The organism is Gemmatimonadaceae bacterium (assembly GCA_035633115.1).
GTDB lineage: Bacteria > Gemmatimonadota > Gemmatimonadetes > Gemmatimonadales > Gemmatimonadaceae > UBA4720.
On sequence record DASQFN010000047.1, the window covers coordinates 344,153 to 367,826 of the forward strand.

25 protein-coding genes are annotated in these 23,674 nt (G+C 62.4%); 24 read left to right on the forward strand and 1 reads right to left on the reverse strand.

All coding sequences use genetic code 11. The features are described from left to right. Positions 1-3 precede the first annotated feature (3 nt). Genes VES88_06125 through VES88_06150 form a run of 6 tightly spaced genes read left to right on the forward strand, consistent with a single transcriptional unit; the run spans position 4 to position 3,408 of the window. On the forward strand, positions 4-369 hold the full coding sequence (locus VES88_06125; protein ID HYN81060.1) for a dihydroneopterin aldolase: 366 nt from the start codon (positions 4-6) through the stop codon (positions 367-369). Then, complete coding sequence (gene folK / locus VES88_06130; GenBank protein HYN81061.1) at positions 362-778, forward strand: 2-amino-4-hydroxy-6-hydroxymethyldihydropteridine diphosphokinase; 417 nt, start codon at positions 362-364, stop codon at positions 776-778. Before VES88_06125 ends, folK begins: the two co-directional genes overlap by 8 nt. Continuing rightward, positions 771-1,592: a 3-methyl-2-oxobutanoate hydroxymethyltransferase gene (gene panB / locus VES88_06135; protein ID HYN81062.1), complete on the forward strand. Its 822-nt coding sequence runs from the start codon at positions 771-773 to the stop codon at positions 1,590-1,592. The genes folK and panB overlap by 8 nt, the downstream gene beginning before the upstream one ends. Before the next feature lie 10 nt (positions 1,593-1,602). Beyond that, positions 1,603-2,451: a pantoate--beta-alanine ligase gene (gene panC / locus VES88_06140; protein ID HYN81063.1), complete on the forward strand. Its 849-nt coding sequence runs from the start codon at positions 1,603-1,605 to the stop codon at positions 2,449-2,451. Next, the gene (locus VES88_06145; GenBank protein HYN81064.1) at positions 2,438-2,983 is read left to right on the forward strand and encodes a hypothetical protein; all 546 of its coding nucleotides are present in this window, start codon (positions 2,438-2,440) and stop codon (positions 2,981-2,983) included. The genes panC and VES88_06145 overlap by 14 nt, the downstream gene beginning before the upstream one ends. Further along, positions 2,980-3,408, forward strand: a complete 429-nt coding sequence (locus tag VES88_06150; protein ID HYN81065.1) for a LytR C-terminal domain-containing protein — start codon at positions 2,980-2,982, stop codon at positions 3,406-3,408. The genes VES88_06145 and VES88_06150 overlap by 4 nt, the downstream gene beginning before the upstream one ends. Here VES88_06150 and rlmN read toward each other — a convergent pair. Beyond that, positions 3,337-4,458, reverse strand: a complete 1,122-nt coding sequence (rlmN, locus tag VES88_06155; protein ID HYN81066.1) for a 23S rRNA (adenine(2503)-C(2))-methyltransferase RlmN — start codon at positions 4,456-4,458, stop codon at positions 3,337-3,339. The genes VES88_06150 and rlmN overlap by 72 nt on opposite strands. 30 nt (positions 4,459-4,488) lie before the next feature. Here rlmN and aspS point away from each other — a divergent pair, with 30 nt between their 5' ends. The 18 genes from aspS to VES88_06245 all read left to right on the forward strand — a co-directional run bounded on the left by aspS (position 4,489) and on the right by VES88_06245 (position 23,664). Then, the gene (gene aspS, locus VES88_06160; protein HYN81067.1) at positions 4,489-6,282 is read left to right on the forward strand and encodes an aspartate--tRNA ligase; all 1,794 of its coding nucleotides are present in this window, start codon (positions 4,489-4,491) and stop codon (positions 6,280-6,282) included. Continuing rightward, complete coding sequence (locus VES88_06165; GenBank protein ID HYN81068.1) at positions 6,279-7,232, forward strand: PhoH family protein; 954 nt, start codon at positions 6,279-6,281, stop codon at positions 7,230-7,232. Before aspS ends, VES88_06165 begins: the two co-directional genes overlap by 4 nt. Positions 7,233-7,320: 88 nt before the next feature. Beyond that, positions 7,321-7,707 carry an rRNA maturation RNase YbeY gene (ybeY, locus tag VES88_06170; GenBank protein ID HYN81069.1) on the forward strand — a complete coding sequence of 129 codons (387 nt, stop codon included), beginning with the start codon at positions 7,321-7,323 and terminating at the stop codon, positions 7,705-7,707. Continuing rightward, positions 7,691-8,761, forward strand: coding sequence for a methylmalonyl Co-A mutase-associated GTPase MeaB (gene meaB / locus VES88_06175; GenBank protein ID HYN81070.1), 1,071 nt, complete (start codon positions 7,691-7,693; stop codon positions 8,759-8,761). The genes ybeY and meaB overlap by 17 nt, the downstream gene beginning before the upstream one ends. Further along, a complete protein-coding gene (locus tag VES88_06180; protein HYN81071.1) occupies positions 8,758-10,461 on the forward strand; it encodes a methylmalonyl-CoA mutase family protein in 1,704 nt (567 codons plus the stop codon). The genes meaB and VES88_06180 overlap by 4 nt, the downstream gene beginning before the upstream one ends. After that, a complete protein-coding gene (locus tag VES88_06185; GenBank protein HYN81072.1) occupies positions 10,458-11,213 on the forward strand; it encodes a methyltransferase domain-containing protein in 756 nt (251 codons plus the stop codon). The genes VES88_06180 and VES88_06185 overlap by 4 nt, the downstream gene beginning before the upstream one ends. A gap of 44 nt (positions 11,214-11,257) precedes the next feature. Beyond that, complete coding sequence (locus VES88_06190) at positions 11,258-11,683, forward strand: cobalamin B12-binding domain-containing protein (GenBank protein ID HYN81073.1); 426 nt, start codon at positions 11,258-11,260, stop codon at positions 11,681-11,683. A 1-nt stretch (position 11,684) separates the two neighbouring features. After that, complete coding sequence (locus tag VES88_06195; GenBank protein ID HYN81074.1) at positions 11,685-13,370, forward strand: acyl-CoA carboxylase subunit beta; 1,686 nt, start codon at positions 11,685-11,687, stop codon at positions 13,368-13,370. Continuing rightward, positions 13,367-14,752: an acyclic terpene utilization AtuA family protein gene (locus VES88_06200; GenBank protein HYN81075.1), complete on the forward strand. Its 1,386-nt coding sequence runs from the start codon at positions 13,367-13,369 to the stop codon at positions 14,750-14,752. The genes VES88_06195 and VES88_06200 overlap by 4 nt, the downstream gene beginning before the upstream one ends. After that, positions 14,752-15,108 (forward strand): hypothetical protein, encoded by a 357-nt coding sequence (locus VES88_06205; GenBank protein HYN81076.1) that lies wholly within the window; start codon positions 14,752-14,754, stop codon positions 15,106-15,108. Before VES88_06200 ends, VES88_06205 begins: the two co-directional genes overlap by 1 nt. After that, a complete protein-coding gene (locus tag VES88_06210; protein ID HYN81077.1) occupies positions 15,108-15,269 on the forward strand; it encodes a hypothetical protein in 162 nt (53 codons plus the stop codon). The genes VES88_06205 and VES88_06210 overlap by 1 nt, the downstream gene beginning before the upstream one ends. Next, positions 15,266-16,198 carry an aminotransferase class IV gene (locus VES88_06215; GenBank protein HYN81078.1) on the forward strand — a complete coding sequence of 311 codons (933 nt, stop codon included), beginning with the start codon at positions 15,266-15,268 and terminating at the stop codon, positions 16,196-16,198. Before VES88_06210 ends, VES88_06215 begins: the two co-directional genes overlap by 4 nt. Then, complete coding sequence (locus VES88_06220; protein ID HYN81079.1) at positions 16,195-16,656, forward strand: MgtC/SapB family protein; 462 nt, start codon at positions 16,195-16,197, stop codon at positions 16,654-16,656. The genes VES88_06215 and VES88_06220 overlap by 4 nt, the downstream gene beginning before the upstream one ends. Before the next feature lie 2 nt (positions 16,657-16,658). Further along, on the forward strand, positions 16,659-18,749 hold the full coding sequence (locus VES88_06225) for an ATP-dependent DNA helicase RecQ (protein HYN81080.1): 2,091 nt from the start codon (positions 16,659-16,661) through the stop codon (positions 18,747-18,749). 125 nt (positions 18,750-18,874) lie between these two features. Beyond that, positions 18,875-20,092 carry an acyl-CoA dehydrogenase family protein gene (locus tag VES88_06230; protein HYN81081.1) on the forward strand — a complete coding sequence of 406 codons (1,218 nt, stop codon included), beginning with the start codon at positions 18,875-18,877 and terminating at the stop codon, positions 20,090-20,092. After that, positions 20,089-20,628 carry an isoprenylcysteine carboxylmethyltransferase family protein gene (locus tag VES88_06235; GenBank protein ID HYN81082.1) on the forward strand — a complete coding sequence of 180 codons (540 nt, stop codon included), beginning with the start codon at positions 20,089-20,091 and terminating at the stop codon, positions 20,626-20,628. Before VES88_06230 ends, VES88_06235 begins: the two co-directional genes overlap by 4 nt. A gap of 251 nt (positions 20,629-20,879) precedes the next feature. After that, positions 20,880-22,487 carry an Rne/Rng family ribonuclease gene (locus tag VES88_06240; GenBank protein HYN81083.1) on the forward strand — a complete coding sequence of 536 codons (1,608 nt, stop codon included), beginning with the start codon at positions 20,880-20,882 and terminating at the stop codon, positions 22,485-22,487. A 139-nt stretch (positions 22,488-22,626) separates the two neighbouring features. Continuing rightward, positions 22,627-23,664 carry a hypothetical protein gene (locus VES88_06245; protein HYN81084.1) on the forward strand — a complete coding sequence of 346 codons (1,038 nt, stop codon included), beginning with the start codon at positions 22,627-22,629 and terminating at the stop codon, positions 23,662-23,664. The last annotated feature ends 10 nt before the right edge of the window (positions 23,665-23,674 follow it).

A 23,674-nucleotide genomic window follows, 5' to 3' on the forward strand; every position in this document is an offset into this window, starting at 1 on the left:
ATAATGCCTTCGCTCGACGTCGTAACACTGAAGGCCATGGCCTTCCACACGCGCATCGGCGTGCTTCCGCACGAAGCGCAGATTGCCCAGTCCATAGAGGTGGATCTTTCGGTGTGGGTGGCGCGCCCGCCTGGTGCTCATGGTGGCGAAGGCATTGTGGACTATCGTCAGCTGTACGATCTCGTCGCGGCCGTCGTCAACGAAGGCCACACCCATTATCTGGAGAACCTCGTCGAGCGCATTGCCGCGGCTGCGCTCGAAATCGCCGGCATTCGGCGCACCCGCGTAACGGTTCGGAAGCCTCACGTCGCACTGCCGGGCCCGCTCTCGTACGCTGAAGTCTCGCTGGAGCGCGCCGCTGATGAGTGACCTCGTGTATGTTGCGCTCGGATCAAACCTCGGCGACCGCGAAACGACTCTGACGAAGGCCCGTGCCGCGATCGCCGCAATCCGCGGCGCTCGCATCGTTGCAGAGAGTCCTATAGAAGAGACCGATCCGATCGGCCCTATTCCTCAGGGGCGATATCTGAACCAGATGGTGGCCGTCGAGACGATGCTTCCGCCACGTACTTTTCTTTCCGCTCTGCAGCGCATCGAGCGCGCAGCGGGACGGATCAGGTCAATGCGCTGGGCTCCCCGCACGCTCGATCTGGACATAGTTGTGATCGAGGGAAAAGAGTTTTCAGACGAGGTCCTGACGGTGCCCCACCCGGAGCTTCACAATCGCGACTTCTGGCAGCGCGAGCTCGACGAGCTGAGGATTGCTCTCCATGTCTGACAATCGGGCATCGTCGGCGAAGCGCATCACGCTTAGAGAGATAGCGCGCCTCAAGCGCGAAGGGCAGAAGCTCGTCGTCGTGACAGCATATGATGTGCTTTTCGCTCGCGTTGTCGACGACGCGGGCGTGGACATCGTGCTCGTCGGTGACTCGGTGGGGAACGTCGTCGCTGGATTCGATTCGACGCTTCCTGTAAAGCTCGATCAGATGATCTACCACGGCGCGGCCGTGCGACGAGGAGTAAAGCGCGCGCTACTGGTAGTCGATCTGCCATTTCTCGCCTACCAGGCGAGCGTCGAGCGCGCAATTCTAAACGCGGGTCGAGTCATGCAGGAGACGGGCGCCGACGCCGTGAAGATGGAAGGCGGAAGTTCTGAAATGGTAAAGACAGTCGCGGCGCTGACGCGGATCGGCATCCCGGTGATGGCGCATCTGGGCTTTACTCCGCAGTCGGTGCGGGCTCTCGGCATGCGGGTTCAGGGCAGGGAAGAGGGTGATGCTGATCGGCTCGTGAATGAAGCGTCAGCGCTCGAGCAGGCCGGTGCATTCTCGGTTGTTCTCGAGCTGCTGCCCTCTGACGTCGCGGCACAAATCACTGCCGCGGTGAGCATCCCGACGATCGGCATCGGCGCCGGGCCGCACTGTGATGGGCAGGTGCTCGTGCTCCCCGATCTGCTCGGCTTGAACGACGGGTTCGAGCCAAAGTTTCTCAAGCGCTACGCCAACCTTGCTGAGACGTCCCGCGAGGCGGTGGCGAAGTATGCGGACGAAGTCCGTTCCCAGGTCTATCCGGATGCCGAGCACAGCAACTAGCGTCCAACGCGTGTCGAGGATCGCCGATGCACGCGCGGCGATTGCGAAAGTGAGAGCCGATGGTGCCCGCATCGGATTTGTCCCGACAATGGGCGCTCTTCACCGGGGCCACCTGAGTCTCGTGGATCGCGCGCGTCGCGAGAGCGACGCCGTCGTGATGAGCATCTTCGTCAACCCCCTCCAGTTCGGTCCCACCGAGGATTTCGGTCGCTACCCACGTCCGCTGGAGGAAGATGCGCGCCTCGCCTCCGAGGTCGGTGTGGACATTCTATTCACACCTTCCTCCGACGAGATGTACCGCGACGGGCGCGCTACGATAGTCAGCGCCGGCCCGCGGGGCGAAGTGTGGGAGGGAGCAGTCAGGCCGGGACATTTCGACGGCGTGCTCACCGTGGTTGCGAAGCTCTTCAACATCGTTCAACCCGACGTCGCGATACTCGGCCGAAAGGACCTGCAGCAGGCATCTCTCATTCAGGCGATGGCTCGCGATCTCGATTTTGATTTGACGATCGTCGTGGCACCGACAATCCGCGAGGGCGACGGACTGGCCCTCTCGAGCCGGAACGCTTACTTCAGCAAGTCCGAGCGCGGTGACGCTCTTGTGCTGATTCGGGCGTTGCGCGCTGTCGCTGCCGCGTTTGGCGCCGGTGAGCGGGACGGACGGCGCCTCGAGGACATCGGCCGACAGCGATTTGCCGATGTTCGTCGAGCGAGTCTCGATTACTTCGCGGTTGTGAATCCCATGACGCTCGAGCCGGAGCCCCGCGCGGAGCGGGGATCGGCCGCGATAGTTGCGGCGCGTCTCGGCGCGACACGACTCATCGACAACATCATCCTCGGCGAGAATGATCAGGACTGACGCCAATGGGCTGCCGGCGTGGGCGTGTGTCGGCCAGAAACGGCTGTCACACATCGAGCGTGTATGCTCGCTTTTGCGCGCGTGGGGAGCGGCGATGCGCCTTCCCGCCGATGAGGCGCGCGCATGGCTCGACGCGGGGGTCTGGCACGATGCACTTCGTGATTCGCCTGAAGACGAGCTGCGTGAAATCACTGGCGACACCACATCACCGGCGGGTCTTCTTCACGGGCCGGCCGCGGCAATTCGACTCGAGGCTGATGGCGAGAAAAGGCGTGACGTGGTCGACGCCATTCGGTATCACACCGTCGGCTCGCCGGACTGGGGACGAACCGGGCGGGCCCTGTACATGGCGGATTACCTCGAGCCCGGCCGCAAATTCCTTCACGAGGACCGTTTCTTTCTCGCGGCCCAGGTACCTCATTCGTTCGACCAGGTTTTCCGCCAGGTGGTGCGCTTTCGACTCGACTGGTCGGTTCGTGAGGGCAATCACATCTTTCCCGAGACCATCGCGCTTTGGAATAGTCTGCGGTGAAGGTTGGAAGGTGGATCCTTCTCGCGGCGGTTGTGGGAGGTGCCGGCTACTACGGCTGGACTCGTTACGAGCGCGCGCGCTCAGCCGCCGGCGCGCAACTCGATGCGCCCGTCGATGCAAAGGCGCCGCCCAACACGCGCATAAAGGTCGAAGTGCTGAATGCGACAACGACCAAGGGCCTCGCGCGACGCGCCACACTCTTCCTGCGTGATCGGGGGTTCGATGTCGTCGCTATCGGCACGGCGCGCGAGCAGAGGGAGACGACGCTTGTGATCGATCGCTCGAACCATCCCGCGTGGGCGCGGCTTATCGCGAATGCATTGGGCGCGACCATTACCAGCCGCCCGGACAGCTCACGCTACGTGGATGCCACCGTGCTTGTCGGGGCGAGCTGGCACCCGCCTGCCAAGCCTTTCTACCCGTAGCTGGCCGCAGGCCGCGGCGATGTCCACGCCACGGCTCTTCCTGATTGCGACCTCGACGCCTTTTGCGCGTACCGCGCGCGCAAAGACTGCGATCCCATGCGGAGTCGTCGGCGTGAAATTCCCCGCGCCGCCTGGATGGAGCGGGATGAGATTCACGAACGCCTTGCAGCGTCGTGCAAGCTCCGCCAGCTGCCGGGCCTGATCGAGGGAATCATTAACCCCGCCGAGCATCACGTACTCGAAGGTCACACGCCGGTCGAAGGCGCCGGCGGCATCGATTACATCGGCCAGCGGATACTTCACGTTGATCGGCATGAGCTTTCGCCGGAGCTCGTCCGTCGGCGCGTGAATGGAAAGAGCGAGACGGAACTGCTCGCGGCGCTGCGAGAGCGCGACGATTCCCGGCAGGACTCCCACGGTCGAGACGGTGATGTGACGCGCGCCGATGCCGATACCTGCTTCATCATTGATAATCGTCAGCGCGAGATCGACCGACTTCCAGTTCATCAGCGGCTCGCCCATTCCCATGAAAACGATGTTTGTCGGCTTTCGCTGCGTGAGCAGCATCACTTCGCGAATCTGGCTCGCGATCTCGAACGGCTTGAGGTTGCGCGAGAATCCCATCGCCCCCGTGGCACAGAAGGAGCATTGAAGTGCGCATCCTGCCTGTGACGAGATGCACAGCGTCAACCGTGCCCCTTCTGGAATTGCGACTGTCTCGATGTGTTCCCCGTCCTCGAGCCGAAAGAGAAACTTCTCCGTTCCGTCCGTGGACAGTTGGCGCGCAGCCAGCCCGAGGCGCGGAATGCTGAAGTTTTCGGCGAGCAGGGCACGAAAATTTGCAGGAAGCTCATGCATCTCAGCGAAGCCGGCGCGAGGCGCGCGCCACAAATGCTGCATTACCTGCGTGGCGCGAAACTCACGCTCCCCATGCTCGACTGCGAAATCCCGGATCAGACTCTGGGCATCGGGCGGGGTGAGATCGAGAAGGTTCATGGCAGCCGCACTCTGGTCTGCCGATGCCTCATGCGTCACCTCCACTCCTTCCACCAACTGTATGTCATAACTAAGTTTAACGCGTTGCCACTCATACCTGAAACGGCGTTCAAGACTTCGCTCAGAACCCACCGGGGAGGCGCCTTACGCGCCTCCGATGACGGTCAGCCCGTGTCGCTCGCAGGGTGGGTGCACCGGTCCCGGAATCTGGGCGGAATCGTCTTCCTGGATCTCCGTGACCGCGCCGGCATCGTTCAAATCTCATGCGACCCGAAGTGGACTCCGCCCGCGGAAATCGAAAAGGCGGCTGCACTCGGTCAGGAGTCCGTGGTTACCGTTCGCGGCGCGGTCGCACTCAGGCCTGCCGAGATGCGGAACCCGGAGCTCGCTACGGGCGATATCGAGGTTCGCGCGCACGCCGTGGATCTCATCGGACCCGCGGAGACTCCCGCGATTCCCGTGGCGAGGGGGAAGGGAGAGAAGCTGGCAGCCGAGGAGCTGCGACTGCGTCATCGCCATCTCGATCTGCGACGTCCGGAGCTCCAGGAGAATCTTATGCTGCGCCATCGCCTCATGCAGACGACGCGAAGGTATCTGGACGAGCGCGGCTATCTCGAGATCGAGACTCCAATCCTGACGAAGCCGACTCCCGAGGGAGCAAGAGACTATCTGGTGCCCAGCCGGGTACACGCCGGCGAGTTCTATGCACTGCCGCAATCGCCCCAGCTCTACAAGCAGCTGCTGATGATCTCGGGATTCGATCGCTACTTCCAGATAGCGAGATGCTTTCGCGACGAAGACCTGAGGGCGGACCGCCAGCCGGAGTTCACGCAGATCGACATCGAGGCGTCGTTCATCGCGCCCGAGGACATCATCGCTCTCACGGAAGGTCTGCTCGCCGAACTTTTTCGCGATGCGGGCATCGAGATTCCAGCGCACTTCGACCGTCTTTCGTACGCCGAAGCAATGGAGCGCTTTGGCACTGACCGTCCCGATATGCGCTACGAGCTGGAAGTGTTCGATGCCAGCGCGGCATTCCGCGGCAGCGACTTCGGCATCACGCGCTCGGCTCTCGAGGCCGGTGGCCGCGTGCGAGGGATCAGGATTCCCGGGGGCGCGGCGCTTTCTCGCAAGCAGGTTGACGAGCTCGAGGCGATCGCGAAGTCCGCTGGCGCATCCGGAGTGCTTCGCGTGCGCAACGCCAATGGCACGCTCGAGGGACCGGCCGCGAAATTCCTGACTGGCGCGAGCGCCGAAGTTCTCGCGTTGAGCGATGGCGAGCTCTGCCTCATGGTCGCGGCATCGGACGATGTCTCGTCGCCAGCGCTCGACCGCGTTCGCCAGGAAGCCGCACGCCGGCTGGACCTCATTCCCGATCGGTCGGCACGCATGCTCTGGGTGACCGATTTTCCGTTGTTCGGCCGCGACTCGAGCACCGGTGGACTTACGTCGGTGCATCATCCATTCACGGCCCCCCATCCGGACGACCTCGACAAGCTGGAAACCGATCCACTATCCGTGAGAGCGCTGGCCTACGACGTCATCATGAACGGCACAGAGCTCGGCGGTGGCAGCATCAGGATAAGTGACCCTGCGCTCCAGCGGCGGGTACTTGGCGTGCTTGGAGTCAGCGACGATGAAGCGACCGCGCGCTTCGGATTCCTCCTCGAGGCTCTCAATGCAGGCGCGCCGCCGCATGGGGGAATCGCGTTTGGATTCGACCGGATCGTCATGCTTCTTGCCGGAGCACCATCACTGCGGGACGTCATAGCTTACCCGAAGACGACAGCAGCGCGCGCTTTGTTCGAGGGCGCGCCGACTCCGATTGATTCAGCTGACCTTGCCGACCTTCACCTGAGGACAGAATCAAGAGCTTGAGCGACGAACCAGTAGTCCAGCGCCTCAATACCGAAGGGGCAGACATGCTTACGCTCGCGGGGGTGAATGACGAGAACCTCGTCGAGCTCGCGAAGCAATCGGGTGCGAAGATCGGTCTGCGCGGAGATACGCTGACGCTGACCGGAACACAGGAAGCGGTCAATCGTGCATCGCCAATCGCGCAGCGAATGATCGATACGGCCAAGCAGCAGATGCCGCTGACCTCGGACGACGTGCTCCGCATGAGCTACGAGGCACCGCGGGATTCGAACGGCGCGGAAGACAGCATGCGCATCGTTCTCCCCGGCGTGCGGAAGGTGATTCAGCCGAAGACGAGCGGGCAGGCGGAATACCTGAAGCTCATTCTCGCCAACGACATTGTCGTTGGCATCGGGCCGGCGGGAACCGGAAAGACTTACCTCGCCGTTGCGGCCGCAGTCGACGCTCTCGCCCGCAAGCGCGTGCGCCGGATAATCCTCGCGCGTCCCGCTGTCGAAGCAGGGGAGAGTCTGGGGTTTCTTCCAGGAGATCTGCAGGCGAAGGTCGATCCCTACCTGCGGCCGCTCTACGACGCGCTCGATGAGATGATGCCGCCCGAGCGGGTACAGAAGGCACTCGAGACGCGTGTGATCGAGATTGCCCCCCTCGCATACATGCGTGGGCGAACGCTCGGCGACGCGTTCGTCATTCTGGATGAGGCCCAGAACGCGACCAACGCGCAGATGAAAATGTTTCTGACGCGACTTGGCGTGAACTCGAAGGCCGTCATCACCGGCGACAAGACACAAATCGATCTTCCAAAACGGGAGGAGTCGGGGCTCGTGCAGATCGAGCGGATCCTCCAGGGAATCGAAGGAATAGGTTTTCAATACATGACCGAGTCCGACGTCGTACGGCACCGACTTGTGCGCCAGATAATTCGGGCGTACGCGGAAGACGCCGGAATCTGAGCGGCGTCGGGGCGGCGCGAAGCGATCGCGCCCCCGGCGTCAGGCAGGTGTGAATGTCGATGTCGCGTCGACTGTCAGGCGCCAGCCGATGTCCAATGCCAAAGTTCGAGAGATCGTTAAGGCGACACTCGAAGCCGAGCGCGTTCGCGATGCGCTTGTCTCCGTCGCCTTCGTTGGTACGGGCACGATCTCGCGACTCAACAGGAACTACCTGTCACGGAGCGGTCCCACGGATGTGATCGCATTCGGGCTCGAGCGCGGCGGCTCGACTCCGGTCATAGGCGATATCTACATTTGCCCGCCAGTTGCGGAGCGAAACGCACGCCGACTCCGGATGCCCGTTAAGCGGGAGCTGGCGCGGCTCGTAGTCCACGGTACGCTTCACGTTCTGGGGCTCGATCACCCCGAAGACGAGACTCGCGTCTCGTCCGCCATGTGGAGAAAACAGGAAAAGATTCTTGACTCCATCGACTGAAAGGCTTCTCACGGATTTCGCCGCAGGTCGCACGGCTGCGCTCGCGCGCGTAGTCAGCATCGTCGAGAACCGTCGGCCGGACGCGGATGACGTTCTTGCGTCACTCCATCCGAAATTAGGTCGGGGGAGGCGCATCGGGATCACCGGGCCGCCGGGGGCGGGGAAGAGCACGATCACGACGCTCGTCGCACGCGATTACAGGCAGGCGGGTCAGAAGGTCGGCATCGTGTGCGTTGATCCGACCTCTCCTTTCACCGGCGGCGCACTGCTCGGGGATCGCGTGCGCATGGAGCAGGTTGCACTCGACAAGGATGTGTTCATCCGGTCGATGGCGACGCGCGGCTCACTTGGGGGACTCGCTGCAACAACGCGCGAGATCGCCGATGTCTTCGACGCATTCGGCTTCGACCGGATAATCATCGAAACGGTGGGAGTCGGGCAATCCGAGCTCGATGTAGCGCGTACTGCCGACTCGACCGTTGTCGTGCTCGTTCCGGAATCCGGGGACTCCATTCAGACGCTCAAGGCCGGCGTGATGGAGATCGCGGACATCTTTGTCGTCAACAAATCCGACAGGCCGGGCGCCGACCGTCTCCGGAACGACGTCGAGCTGATGCTCGGACTTCGCCGCGGCGTCAGTTATGGAAATCTTCCGGCGCATCACGGCGTTGATGTCAGGCGACTCACGAATCCGGCGCGCGTGGCACGGGAAGCTGCGGCCGATGCGAGCGCCGTGGAATGGACCCTGCCGGTGCTTCGCGCGGTAGCAGCAAAGGACGAAGGGATAACCGAGCTCGTCACCGCTCTCGACAGGCATTTCGAGTATCTTCAGAAAAGCGGCGCCCTGGTGGAGCGACGGCGCCGGCGGTTGATGGAGCGCGTCGTGGACGCGGTGGAGCGACGGATGCACCAGCGGCTATGGCGCGACGGCGAGGCGAACGAATGGATCGGCGCCCGGATCCCGCAGCTCGAGTCAGGCGCGACGACGCCGTACTCCGTCGCTGATGAGCTCCTCGCAGAGCATGGACACCTCGTAACGCGGACGGACGATTGACTTCAATAGATAGCCGGCGGAGCACGGAGTTCACGGAGCTCGAAAGCGCGAAGAAGGAAGTCGAGCGCCTGCGCGCTGAGATCGCCGAATGGAAGCGGAAGTACGACGCCGCGCCGAAGCGCGATATTGCCTTCACCAATTCGGCTCATGAAGTAGCGCCGGTGTACACGGCTCTCGACGTCTCGCATGAAGATTCCGTAAACCTCGGCGCGCCCGGCGTCTATCCGTACACGCGCGGCATTCATCCCACAGGCTACCGCGGAAAGCTGTGGACCATGCGGCAGTTCGCCGGCTTTGGCAGTGCACGCGACACGAACGAGCGCTACAAGTTTCTTCTCGCTCACGGGCAGACGGGGTTGTCCGTCGCGTTCGATTTCCCGACGCTCATGGGTTACGACTCGGATCACCCGCGCTCCGAGGGCGAAGTCGGAAAGTGTGGCGTAGCGATCTCGAGCCTCGCCGACATGGAGGTTCTGTTCGACGGCATTCCGCTCGACAAGGTGTCGACGTCGATGACGATCAACGGACCGGCCGTGATTCTCTACTGCTTCTACATTGCCGCGGCCGAGAAGCAGGGCGTGAATCCGGCTGCGCTCCGGGGGACGATTCAGAACGACATCCTCAAGGAGTACATGGCGCAGCACGCCTGGTGCTTCCCGATCGAGCCGGCGCTGAGGCTGATCGTCGATTGCTTCGCGTGGTCTGCCGAGCATGTCCCGCAATGGAATACCATCTCCATCTCCGGTTACCATATCCGTGAGGCAGGCGCTACCGCCGCTCAGGAGCTCGCGTTCACTCTGGCGGACGGATTCACGTACGTCGAGCGGGGAATAGCGCGAGGCCTCGACGTCGATACATTCGCGCCGCGCCTCTCGTTCTTCTGGGACATCCACAATGATTTCTTCGAGGAGATCGCGAAGCTGCGCGCGGCCCGGCGCATCTGGGCGCGGCACATGCGCGAGCGCTACGGCGCAAAGGATCCTCGCTCGCTCGTCATGCGATTTCATTCGCAGACCGCCGGAGTCACACTGACGGCCCAGCAGCCAATGAACAACATCGTGCGCGTCGCGTACCAGGCGATGGCCGCAGTGCTCGGCGGAACTCAGTCGCTGCACACGAACTCGATGGATGAGACGCTCGCGCTCCCGACAGAGGAGTCAGTCCAGGTCGCGCTCAGAACCCAGCAGCTCCTCGCTTACGAGAGCGGAGTTCCGAACGTCATCGATCCACTCGGCGGCTCGTACTATGTCGAGGCGCTTACGTCGGAGCTCGAGGATGAAGCGGAGTCACTCTTCGCTCAGATCGAAGAGATCGGCGGCGTGGTGCGTGGACTAGAGACGGGCTGGCTGCAACGTCGGATTGCCGAGTCCGCAGCGCGCCAGCAGTGGGAGATCGAGCAGCACCGTCGCGTAATTGTCGGCGTCAACGACTTCGTCACCGACGAGCCCGAGCTCACGATCCCGCTGCTGAAGATTGGCGACACCGAAGCAGAGCAACGAGAGCGGTTGAGCAGCCTGCGCTCGACGAGGGACAACGAAAGGGTCGCCAGAGCGCTCGCAGCGCTGCGCAGTGCTGCGGCATCGGATGAGAACATGATGCCGCACATTCTCGAGGCTGCACGCGCGTACTGTACCCTGTACGAGATTCGCGCGGCGATGGAGGATGTGTTCGGAGCTTACCGGGAGCCGGTGTTCTTCTGAGGCGCCGCGCCGAGTGGTGGGAAAGCTATTTCGATTCGCAGTATCTCAAGGAATACGAGCCGGTATTTGATCCGGTCCGCGATCGCACAGAAGCACGCCGGCTCATCGAGGTTCTCGGACTCCCTGTCGATTCACGCGTGCTCGATGCACCGTGCGGGCAAGGGCGGCACGCGCACCTCCTCGCCGAAGCCGGTTTCCGGGTGGACGGCATCGACTTCTCGCGCGAGCTCCTTGCCATCGCGGCGAAACGCGGAATGAGCGAATCGCTGCGCTATCGCCGCGCGGATATGCGCAAGCTTCCCGCGAGCTGGAGCGGCCGTTACGACGCGGTCGTCAATCTTTACACTTCGTTTGGCTTCTTCGACAACCCAGCGGACGACGCGCGCGTGATCGCTGAATTCTCACGCGTCTTGAAGCCCGAAGGCACTCTTGTGTGGCAGGGCGCGAGCAGAGACGGTGTGATGTCGCGATTCCTGTCTCGCGACTGGTGGGAGACCCGCGACGGCTCGATGGTCGGCCAGGAGCGGTCGTTCGATCCGCTGTCAGGAGTCTTGCGAATAGAATCCACGCTGCGGCGAAAGAACGGCAGAACTTCGCGCCGCGAGCACCGCATCAGGCTCTACACCGCGACACGACTGGCCGAGCTCTGCGCGCGTGAAGGGTTGATCGTCGAAGAGGCATTCGACGGGTTCAGCGAGCGGCCGTTGACGCGACGATCGGGTGAAATGCTGCTCATTGCGCGCAAGCGCTGAGCAAGCTGACGGCTGCCAGTCATTCCTGCTAATTTCCACGCCGTATGAGACCCATTCGAGTGCTTGTTGCAAAGCCCGGCCTCGACGGCCATGACCGCGGCGCAAAAGTAGTCGCGGCGGCGCTGCGCGATGCAGGCATGGAGGTCATCTACACCGGCCTGCATCAGACGCCGGAGATGATTGCGTCCGCCGCCGTGCAGGAAGACGTGGACGTTATCGGTCTGTCCATCCTGAGCGGTGCGCACATGACGCTCATTCCGCGCGTCAGGGAGCTCGTGACCGCGGAGGGGCGCGACGACATCCTGATCACCGGTGGAGGGATCATTCCGCGCGAGGACATGGACGCTCTTCAGGCGCAGGGAATCGGCCGCCTTTTCGGTCCGGGGACTCCGACCTCGGAGCTGATCGACTACATAAAGGAGTGGTTCGCCTCGCGCGAAGGCGCCGCCGCGTCGCAATCATCGGGCTGAAATGACGCCCCGTCTGCGCGCCCTCAGCGCGGAGGTGCGCGCATTGGAGGCTCGTCTCCGGAAAGGCGGCGGCGACGAGCGGATCGACAAGCTGCACCGGCAGGGAAAGCTCACCGCTCGCGAGCGCGTGAGTCTGCTCTGCGACGACAACGCGCGATTCCTCGAGATCGGCCTGCTCGTCGCACACGATCGATACGATGGCCAGGCGCCCGCGGCTGGGGTCGTCACCGGTATCGGAATCGTCGAGGGACGTGAGGTCGTAATCGTCGCGAACGACCCGACCGTAAAGGCCGGCTCATGGTGGCCCGAAACCATAAAAAAGATTCTTCGCGCTCAGGAGATCGCCATGCGATGCCGCGTGCCGATCATCTATCTCGTCGATTCCGCGGGCGTGAATCTGCCGTTCCAGGAAGGAGTGTTCCCCGGCCAGTACGGCGCTGCCCGCATTTTTTACTACAACTCCCTGATGCGGCGCTACCTCCGCATCCCACAGCTCGCTGCCGTCATGGGCCAGTGCGTCGCCGGCGGCGCGTATCTTCCGGCGCTGTCGGATGTGATTCTGATGGTCAAAGGAACCTCTTTCATGGGGCTCGGCGGGCCTAACCTCGTTAAGGGCGCGACAGGCGAGACGATCGATTCGGAAACTCTCGGCGGAGCAATCACGCACACGGAAATCAGTGGTGTCGCTCATTACGCGCTGGACAATGACGAGGAGTGCCTCGCGAAGCTGCGTGATCTCGTCGCCCGGCTCCCCGGAAAAGGCGCCTCAGCTGCCGAAGGGGATCCATATGCGGTGCGATTCACTCCCAGTGGTGCGGCCGGCAAACGCTCCGGCCGCAAATCGGCGAAGACGCCGGCCAAGCCCTCGGCTGCGGTCGACGCACTGTACGACCTGCTTCCATCCGATCATCGCATGTCGTACGACATGCGCGCCGTTCTCGCCTCGATCCTCGACGATGGGGCGCTCGACGAATTTCAGGCGGGACTCGCCCGCGAGATGATCTGCGGCGACGGGAGTATCGATGGAATACCGATCGGCGTGATCGCCAACGAGCGGGGGCTGGTCAAGGGAAGGGAGGGTGAAAAACCCCGCTTCGGCGGGATCGTCTACGCCGAGAGCGCGGAGAAGGTCGCGTACTTCATCGATCGATGCGACCGCCAGAAGATTCCACTCCTGTTCGTGCAGGATGTATCAGGATTCATGGTAGGCCCCGAAGCGGAGCAGCAGGGAATCATTCGCGCCGGTGCGCGCTTCGTGGAAGCGATGGCAACCGCGCGGGTACCGAAGCTCGTGCTTACGGTGAATCACGCCTCAGGCGCCGGCTACTATGCAATGGCGGGGCAGGGATTCGATCCGGACTTCATCTTCACCTGGCCTACCGGGCGCATGGCGGTCATGGAAGGTGAATCCGCCGTACAGGCCGTGCACGGACCCGCGCTCGAGAAGGCAAAGAAGAGTGGCGCCGACCCCGCGCCGGAAGTCGTCGCTGCAGTCGAGGCAATGCGCGACGACTACGAGCATCAGCTAGACGCACGGTATGCCGCCGCGCGCGGATTCGTGGACGCCATCCTCTATCCGGAGGACACACGCGAAACGCTCGCGATGGCGCTCAGGACGTCGCTGCACAATCCGGGGCCGCATCTCGGACCTTTCGTGCTGCCGCCTCACCTCGGCGAAGACCAATGAAGGAGATCGTACGCGTCGCCAGTGGCCAGGGCTTCTGGGGAGATTCGCTCGAGGCGCCGCGACAGCAGGTCGAGGGCGGCGAGGTGGACTATCTGATGCTCGACTATCTGGCGGAAGTGACGATGTCCATCCTTCAGAAGCAGAAGGAGCGCGATCCGTCACTGGGCTATGCGAGAGATTTCGTCGGCGCAATCGAGAGTGTGCTGCCTGCCGTCACCGAGCGTGGCGTGAAAGTCGTGGCAAACGCCGGCGGAGTGAATCCCCCGGCGTGTGCTGCTGCGATACGTCAGCTCGCCGACGGCCGAGCTCTCTCGGAGAAGATAAAAATCGCTGTCGTCACCGGCGACGATTTGCTCGGACGTCTCGACGAGCTGATCGAAGCAGGCCACAGCCTCTCGAATATGGAAACTAGCGAGCCGCTCGCGACAATTCGGGACAGGGTGCTGTCAGCGAATGCCTACATCGGCTCGACGCCAATAGTCGAAGGACTCGCCAAGGGCGCCAGCATTGTCATCACGGGCCGCTCCACGGACACAGCGCTCACCATGGCGCCCCTCCGCCACGAGTTTGAATGGCGCGGCGACGACTGGGATCTTCTAGCCGCCGGAATCGTCGCCGGGCACATCATCGAGTGCGGGGCGCAGTGCTCCGGGGGAAACTGCCTCTACGACTGGCGCTCCATTCCCGACCTTGCCAACGTCGGGTATCCCATCGCGGAGGCAAAGCCGGATGGAACGTTCATCATCACGAAGCACGCCGGCACCGGCGGCCGCATATCGGTGCCGTCGGTGACGGAGCAGCTCGTCTACGAGATGGGCGACCCGCGTGAGTACATCACGCCAGATGTCGTCGCTGATTTCACATCCATTCGCCTCCGCGATTGCGGTGAAGATCGCGTCGAGGTATCAGGCATCACTGGGCAACCTCCGACAGACAAGCTGAAGGTCTCGATCGCCTACCGCGCGGGTTTCAAGGCGGTCGGAAGTCTGGTTTATTCGTGGCCGGATGCGCTCGACAAGGCACAGCTCGCGGACCGCGTGCTGAGAGAGCGGCTCGACGGACTTGGCCTGCGCTTCGATCAGATTCTGACCGAGTTCGTTGGATACTCGTCCACGCACGGTGCGCTCGTTGAGCGTGAGCTTACTGCAAGCGCGTCAAGCCTGGCGAGTGAGCTCCCCGAAGTTCAGCTCCGCTTCGGCGTGCGTGGGGACGACAAGGCGGCCGTTGACCGCTTCACTCGTGAAATTGCGCCTCTGGTCCTGAACGGACCGCCGAGCGTCACAGGATTTGCCGGCGGCCGGCCAAAGGTGGAGGAGATTGTCGCGTATTGGCCGGCGCTGATCGACAAGACGACCGTGACTACCAAGGTCGAGATCGTCTGATGCAGATTCGCCTGCTCGACATCGCACACGCTCGCTCAGGTGACAAGGGTGATACGGCAAATGTCGGCGTGATCGCGTTGAAGCCGGAGTGGTTTCCGGTGCTGCAGCGCGAGCTTACAGTCCAGCGTGTCGCCGATCATTTCGCTGGTGTAATCGAGGGAGATGTCGAGCGCTTCGATCTGCCGAATCTGAACGCACTCAATTTTCTCCTTCACGGCGCGCTCGACGGCGGAGGCACGCTTTCGCTCAAGACCGACGCTCAGGGCAAGGTGTTTTCGACGGCTCTGCTGCGGATGAAGCTCGAGTTGGCTGACGGCGAGGCACGCGCGCTGGGAATTCAACCGGGAATGAAATAATGACGCCCATTACCACAGCTCGGCTCATAGTTGCACTCATTGCCGCGATACTACTGGTTTACGGAATGCGAATGGACGATGAGGCTGTGAGGTGGGCGGGGATAGGTTTTCTCGTCGCCGCACTACTCATGCGCTTCATTCGTCCACGGGAGAGACCATGACGGCGAGCTCGACAAGATCAGCGCCTGCTGTATCTGACGCGTCGCAGATGGACGCTGTCGCGGTAGCCGCGAATCGCGGGGAGGTTGTGTACTTAGACGGCCGCTACATGCTGAAGAACGAGGTGTTTGTCTCGCCCGACGATCGCGGGTTTCTTCTCGGTGACGGGATTTACGAGGTTGCCGCCGCGTACGACGGCAAATTCGTCGCGCTCGACCGTCACATGGATCGGTTGCGGTCGAGTCTGCGCGAAGCACGCATCGACGACAGCGTTGCCGACCCGCTCGAATCGGTGTTCACCGGGCTGCTCGAGCGGAACGGTTTCGCCGAATCCGGAAAAACGATGGTCTATCTTCAGGTGACACGCGGCGCGGCGCCACGCACGCACGCCTTCCCGAAGACACCGGTTCGTCCCACCGTTTACGCCTACGCCGCCCCGTTTCCCGACATGGGCGATTTTTCCGTGGGCGTAGGTGCAATTGTGCGTCCCGATCTCCGCTGGTCCAGGTGCGACATCAAATCGATCTCGCTCATGGGAAACGTTCTGGAGAATCAACGTGCAAAGGACGCAGGTGCCTTCGAGGCGATCCTGGTACGCGATGGGGTGGTTCTCGAGGGAACGCACACAAGCATTTTCGGAGTGATCGGCGGGGAAGTACGCACGGCCCCGCTCTCCAATCTCATTCTTCCCGGAGTCACGCGAGCGATTGTAATCGATCTTTGCCGCGACAATGACTTTCCAATCCGCGAGGAACCGATGTCGGAGGACGAGCTCCGGAGCGCTGAAGAGCTGTTCCTCACTGGAACCACCACCGAAGTCGTGGGGATCATTTCGCTCGATGGAAAACCCGTCGGCGACGGACGGCCGGGCCCAATTACAGTTCGCCTCGAGAATCTTTACATGAACGCGATCCGCGTGTCGGCGATATGAGCGAGACTGCAATGCTCTACGACGCCGAGCTGTTGTTGCGCGTGGTTGCTGCGGGCTTGATGTCAGGGATCCTCGGCTGGGAGCGGCAATCGGCCGGCAAGCCAGCCGGGTTTCGAACTTTGCTCCTTGTGGGAATGGCCGCCTGTCTGTTCGTGGTGGCGGGAGAGGCCGCTGCGGTTACCTATCCCGCGGGCTCATCTGCGTTGCGCGTCGAGCCTTTTCAATTGATTCAGGCCGTGGCCGTTGGAATCGGCTTCCTCGGCTCTGGCGTCGTATTGCTGACTCAGGATGGAACTCGCGTAATAGGCTTGACGACTGCAGCGTCGATCTGGGCGACGGCCGCTATTGGGCTCACCGTCGGATTCGGGCGTTACATCCTCGCGGCGGGGACGACGGTCCTCATGCTCGTGACACTACGCGTCCTGAGGCGATTCGACAGCTCGCACCCGAACGACTAGCGGTGAATCGACCAGCCATCGCCGTTGCGCGCGGCGTATTGAAGACCGCGTTCGGGTACGATGGATTTCGTCCCGGGCAGGAGGCGGCCATAGAGTCCGTTCTCGCGGGCTCCGACACACTGGTTGTGCTGCCAACCGGGGGCGGCAAGTCGCTTTGCTTTCAGGTGCCCGCGCTCGTTCTTCCCGGACTGACTGTCGTCGTTTCTCCTCTGATCTCCCTGATGAAGGATCAGGTTGACGCGCTGGACGCGCGCGGACTCCCGGCAGCGTTCATCAACAGCTCGTTGACGTCATCCCAGGTCAGCGATCGGCTTGGCCGAGCCACGCGCGGCGAGCTCAAGCTGCTTTACCTCGCGCCCGAGCGATTCGATTACGGAAACATCGCCGAGCGACTGCGCCGCATCGGCATCAGCCTGCTCGCAGTGGATGAAGCGCACTGCATCAGTCAGTGGGGACACGATTTCCGCCCGAGCTATCTCCGAGTCAGGGACGTCCGCGAAAAGCTCGGCTCGCCTCCTACGATCGCGCTGACGGCGACGGCGACGCCGGGTGTGCGCGACGACATAGCTCTACAGCTCGCCCTGCGTAATCCTCGCGTGATCATCACCGGGTTCAATCGCACGAACCTCACCTACCATGTGCTGCCGGCGAGAAATGACACGGAGAAAGACGCGCGGCTCGTGCAGACACTGCGGGCGAAAGACGGCCTTGGCATCGTTTACGCTTCGACCCGAAAGTCGGTCGACCGGCTGAGCGGCATGCTCGAGCAGCAGGGAATTCCCGCGGCCGCGTACCACGCGGGGCTCGACGACCGCCATCGACGCGATGTTCAGGAATCCTTCATGGCCGAGCGGGTCCGCGTGATCGTAGCGACGAACGCGTTCGGAATGGGAATCGACAAGCCCAACGTTCGCCTCGTCGTGCACCACTCGATGCCAGGGACGCTCGAGGCGTATTACCAGGAGGCAGGACGAGCGGGACGCGACGGAAAGCATTCCGACGTTTTTCTGATCCACTCATTCCCCGACCGGTTCACTCACGAGTTCTTCATTCGTGGCTCGTATCCCGAGCGCACGACTATCGAAGCTGTTTACTCAGCGCTCGTGAAACAGTCGCAGCGTGGGGAGCTCCCACACTCGCCGTCGGCAATCGCGTCGCTCGCCGGTGGGAAAACCTCCGAGCGCGAAGCCGAGAGCGCCGTTCGGATTCTATTGAGCGCGGGTGCAATCGTGGACGAGGCAGCGTCAACCGCACTTGCGCGCGTCCGTCTTCTTGCGACTCCCGAGCGAATCAAGCGCGAGCTCACCAGCGACGCGGATCCGGCGCTTGGCCTACTGCGAGCGTTGTGGCGAATTGCCGGCGAAAAATTGCAGACGGGAGCAACGGTCAACCTGGACGCCCTTCCACCGGGGCTCGCTGGACTTCAGACCGCAGCGTCACTGCTCGATGACCTGCAGTCGCGACAGCTACTCATGTGGGAGCGTGTAGGCGGCGGACTTCGGCTCGTTTCTCCGGATCTGCCGATGCAGCGCCTTGCCGTTGATTGGGCGCTGCACGCGCGACGACGCGCGGCAGAGCTGGCCAAGCTCGACGCGGTGCAGAAATACGTCTACGCGAAAGGCTGCAGGCGCGGATTCGTATTGCGCTACTTCGGCGATCCCGAAGCCATGTCGAAGTGCGACGGCTGCGACAACTGTCTCGGCATTACAGTAGCGCGACCACCGGCCGGTGAGCCGGCTCCGCGCAAAGTTCGCGAGCGCAAACGGTCACCGGCAGGCAAGGCGGCTGCCAACCCCGCGCGCAGCAGACACCGCGAGAAGGCGTCGCCTTCGACCGAAGACATTTCGCTCGACGCGGCCGAACAAAAGCTGTTCGAGGCGTTGCGCGCGACCCGAAGCGAGATCGCCCGTAAGGAGAAACTCCCAGCGTATATTGTTTTCTGGGACAGAACGCTGGCGGAAATCGCGAAGCGCCGTCCGCGATCGCTTGCCGCGCTACGCGACGTCCCAGGTGTAGGCGCATCAAAACTGGAGCGTTACGGCAGCGAGCTCCTCGCGGTGATAAATCGCTCAGAAGGCACGGAAGCAGCCTGACGACTGCACTCGATTGATCCGCAACTGGTATCAGCATGCTGGCAGCGGCAAGCAGGTTGCGGCCAACGGGTACGGCTACGGGAAACGGATACACGCAACGGGTAACCGGTAACTGGTAACTGGTTTTGGACGACTCCCTCTATTTCTCTGAGCAGCATCTGGCCGTACGCGACATGGTGCGCGAGTTCGCACGCGACGAAGTGGCTCCCGTCGCTGCGCAATTCGATGCGTCCCAGGAATTCCCCTGGGCGAACATCAAGAAAATGGGGGAGCTGGGACTTCTGGGCATCCCATGGCCGGAATCACTCGGCGGCGCCGGACTCGACATACTCAGCTACCTCATCGTCATCCATGAGATGGCGAAGGTGGACGCCTCGCACGCGATCACGATCTCCGCGCACACGACTCTCGGCACTTCGCCGATAGTCAACTTCGGCACCCCCGAGCAAAAGGAGCTCTACGTCCCGCTCCTCGCCTCAGGGCGTGTGCTCGGCGGATTCGGTTTGACCGAGCCGACCGCGGGCAGCGACGCAGCCGGTACTCGCACAACGGCTGTCCGAAAAAACGGTCACTACGTCCTCAACGGATCGAAGGTGTTCATCACGCACGGCGGGGTTGGCGAGATCTTCGTCGTCACGGCCGTCACCGATCCGGCGCTCGATACGAAGGGCATCACTTCGTTCATTGTCACCAAGGAAGCCGATCTGTCGCAGCGCGGCGCAGATGTGGACATCGGTCACGAGCCGTCGCTTCCGTCGATGGCGGGCTTCAGAGCCGGAAAGAAGGAAGACAAGCTGGGCTGGCGTGCCTCCGATACCCGGGAGCTCATCTTCGAGGATGTCGAAGTACCGGTCGGGAACAGACTTGGCGAGGATGGAATGGGCTTCATCAACTTCATGCAGACGCTCGACTCGGGCCGCATCGGAATCGCTGCCCTCTCGCTCGGAATTGCCGAGGGCGCCTTCGAGCAGGCTTTGAATTACGCTGCCGGGCGCCGGCAGTTCGGCCGTGCCATTGCGAGCTTTCAGGGGATCCAGTTTCAGCTCTCCGACATGGCGACTGAAATCGAAGCAGGGAAGCACCTGATGTTCCATGCTGCCTGGCTGGCTCAGCAGAAGAAACCATTCGGTAAGGAAGCCGCGATTGCAAAGCTTTTCTGCTCCGAGCTTGCAATGAGGTCCACGCTCAAGGCAATCCAGATCCACGGTGGGTACGGCTACACGAAGGATTATCCTGTCGAGCGAATGATGCGCGACGCGAAAGTCTGCGAGATCGGAGAAGGGACCTCCGAAATACAGCGAATCGTGATCGCGCGTCACCTCCTGAGGGGCATCGCCGATTGACTTACTCCGAAGCAGCCAAGAAGCTACGGTTGCCGCTCGGTTTCGCCCTCGGAATTCTCTATCTGCTGTTTGCCCGGCCAACCCAGCTCTCGCTCATCACCGGAGGGCTCATCGCCCTCGTCGGGGTAGCGGTCCGCGCATGGGCCTCAGGACACATCTCTAAGAACGAGCAGCTCGCCGTAGCCGGGCCGTACGCCCACACGCGCAACCCGCTCTATTTCGGGAGCTTCCTGATTGCCGCGGGCTTCGCGGTCGCTGCCCATTGGGCGCTTCTGCTTGTGGTCATCGCGTTCTGGGCCTTTGTCTATGCGCCAACTATGGAGCGGGAACGGGCGAACATCAGCAGCCGCTTCCCGGAGGGCTACGCACGCTACTCGCAGAACGTCCCGGCGTTTGTTCCGCGGGTGAAACCGTGGCGTGAGGAAGCTTCGAACGCGAGTGCGTTCAGCCCCACTCTGTACATGAAGCATGGCGAGTGGAAGGCCTTGCTCACATATCTGCTAGCTATTGCGTGGCTGGCGCTCAGGATTAGTTGAGAGGGCTAAGTCGTTGTCACTATTGCCAAAAGAGAGTTTTTCCCTACATTACAAACGAACAAATTCATTGCTCCGACGAGACTGGGGACGAGCGCGCGACTCGCGCCGTCCAGCACCAGCCCTCGCTGGGGAAAATCAGCGCTGGCCCTGAAGTCCACTCAAGCGTCGCAGTAGTGCGCGCCAACACATAAGGACATCCGCCCGCAATCCCGTGATGCCGAGTCGCCGTCACGGATGCCGGGTGGACGACGATGAAAAGAGAAATCCTCATCAACGCCGGCGCGCGCGAGACGCGCGTGGCGATCCTGGAGGACGGGGAGCTCGTAGAGCTACTCGTCGATCGTCCAGACAACCGTCGCATGGTAGGCGACGTATACCTTGGGAAGGTCGAGGCGGTGCTGCCGGGGATTCAGGCGGCATTTGTCGACATCGGCACGGAGAAGAGCGCCTTCCTTCATGCCTCCGATCTCGTTCATGAAAGCGCCGAAGAGGCGGAGGACGACGAAGACGAGGACGATCCCGACAACGGGAACGGGAACGGAGTCGCGTCGGCGGCGCGCAATGGCGCCGAGAGTATTCCGGCCGCGGTCCATCAATCGCGGCGAGGCCGCAAGGCGCCGCCGATCCAGGACGCGCTCAAACGCGGGCAGGAGATCATGGTCCAGATCTCCAAGGAGCCGATTTCGACGAAGGGTCCGCGCGTAACCGCCCAGCTCTCACTCGCCGGTCGATTCCTGGTCTACATTCCGGATTCGTCGCGGGTCGGCGTAAGTCGGAAGATCGGGTCCGGAGCGGAACGCCAGCGTCTCAAGGAGCAGGTTGCCGCGATATTGCCCGAGCGCTCGGGCGGAGTAATCGTCAGGACAGTGAGCGAGGACGTTACTCCCGAGGCTCTGGAGCGAGACCTCGAGATGCTGATGGCCCAGTGGAAGAAGATCCAGCGCAAGTCCAAATTCACCCGTGCGCCGGCTCTGCTACACCGCGAGACGGGGCTCACCCGGGGTCTCGTCCGCGATCTGTTCAGCGCAAAGGTAGACAGCCTGAAGATCGACTCCAAGCCCGTGTTCAACGAGGTGGTCGAGTACCTCAAGACGGTGGCTCCGGATCTCATTCCCCGCGTGAAGTTGTACGAAGCCCCGACGCCGCTCTTCGACTCAGCGGGAATCGAATCCGAGATCCGGAATGCCTTCAAGCGCCGCTGCGATCTTCCTTCAGGCGGTTACCTCATCATCGAGCCGACGGAAGCGCTGGTGTCGATCGACGTGAACTCCGGCAGGTATACCGGCAAGAAGGACCCGGAGAAGACGGTGCTCCGGACGAACATCGAGGCCGCTGCCGAGGTCGCGCGTCAGCTGCGGCTTCGCGACGTTGGCGGAATTATCGTCTGCGACTTCATCGACATGGAGACGCGGCAGTCCAGGGAGCGTGTCCTGCAGGAGCTTCGCATGCATCTGAGTCGCGACCGCGCGCGCACAAAAGCTTTTGCGGTAAGCGACCTGGGGCTGATCGAGATGACGCGGCAGCGCGTCAGGCAGAGTCACTACCAGAGCATGACCGGGCCGTGCCCGACATGCGAAGGCACCGGAAGGGTGTTCACGCCCGAGACGATCGTGCGCAGAATGGAGCGGTCCGTGCGGCGAATGGTGATCGAAGGCCGCCGCGACAACCTGCTGGTGAAGCTCCATCCCGAAGTCGCGATGTATGTTCTCGAGGAAGAAAAGGAGCTGGTCCACAAGCTTCAGAAAGCCGCATCCTTCTCGCTCGAGCTTCGGGATGATCCGTTGCTCAAGCCCGATGAATTCAAGCTGGTTGTCAAAGCGCAGGGCAGGGACGTAACACAGCAGTACGCGCTCTCATAGCGGGCGCGCGGCCGCCACCGGCCGCTATTTCGGACAATGGAGCAGAATGCAACACGCGAGTGCTGCACGTGCATGTCGAGCGCTCCGCCGCTGCGCAGCGGCCTCGTGGTGCATCGCGCTGCTTGGCGGCTGCTGGAAAATGACTCCGCCCTCCGGTCAGCTGGAACCGACGCTCCGCCGTATCGGCTGCGAAGCGGAGTCGTGTGGCAATCCGGACAATCAGGTCGACGTAACCTATCTCGGCACATCCGGAATTCTCGTCCGGTATCGCGGGGCAGCGTTACTCGCTGCCCCTTTCTTTTCGAAACCTCCCCTCAAGCGCGTTGTTCTCTCACTAATGGCGGCGGGCAGCTCTCGCCTGACGCCCGACACTGCACTGATCGAGCGTTTTCTCCCGGTAGCCGCGGACAGTGCGTCGGCAATTCTCGTCGGACACGGACACTACGACCATCTCCTCGACGTGCCGTACATTGCCAACCACCGTGCGAAATCAGCGAGGATCTATGGGGGCCCATCGATTCGCCACATGTTGATGGGAGATGCCTCGCTTCGGGCAGGCAGCGGGTCGCGGCTGATTGCGATACCCACCGAGAGAGCTGGAACGCGGGACCGTGCCGGGACGTGGATCTATACGAGGGACCGCAGGTTCCGCTTCATGCCGCTTGTCGCGACGCACGCTCCAACGGTGAAGCGTCTCGGAACAAGCTACCGTTTCGCGCCGGGACGCTTGTCGAGGGATTTGCGATCGCTGCCTGCGACCGCCTCGGACTGGAAGCTCGGCGAGCCGTACGCCTATCTCATCGACGTTCTCGCACCTCGCGACACGACGCCCCGGTTTCGGATCTATTATCAGGACGCTCCGAGTGAGCCTCCTCACGGATTTCCTGATCGTGCGACCCTCGAGGCGCGGCGGGTCGACCTTGCGGTTATCTGCGCGGCGACTTCCACCTACCTCAGGAACACGCCGGACAGTCTTCTGAAGGTGCTCGCGCCGCGGAACGTGATGGTTACACACTGGGAATCGCTTTTCAGGCGCGGTACACTCTCGCTGCAGTTCAACGCAGCGTGGGATATCGACAACTTTATCGGGCGCCTCGAGCGCGGATTGCCGCCGGACTCCAGATGGGCGATGCCGCCGCCTCAACGAGTGATGAGCTTCAGGACAACGGCGAACTAGGCACACACAG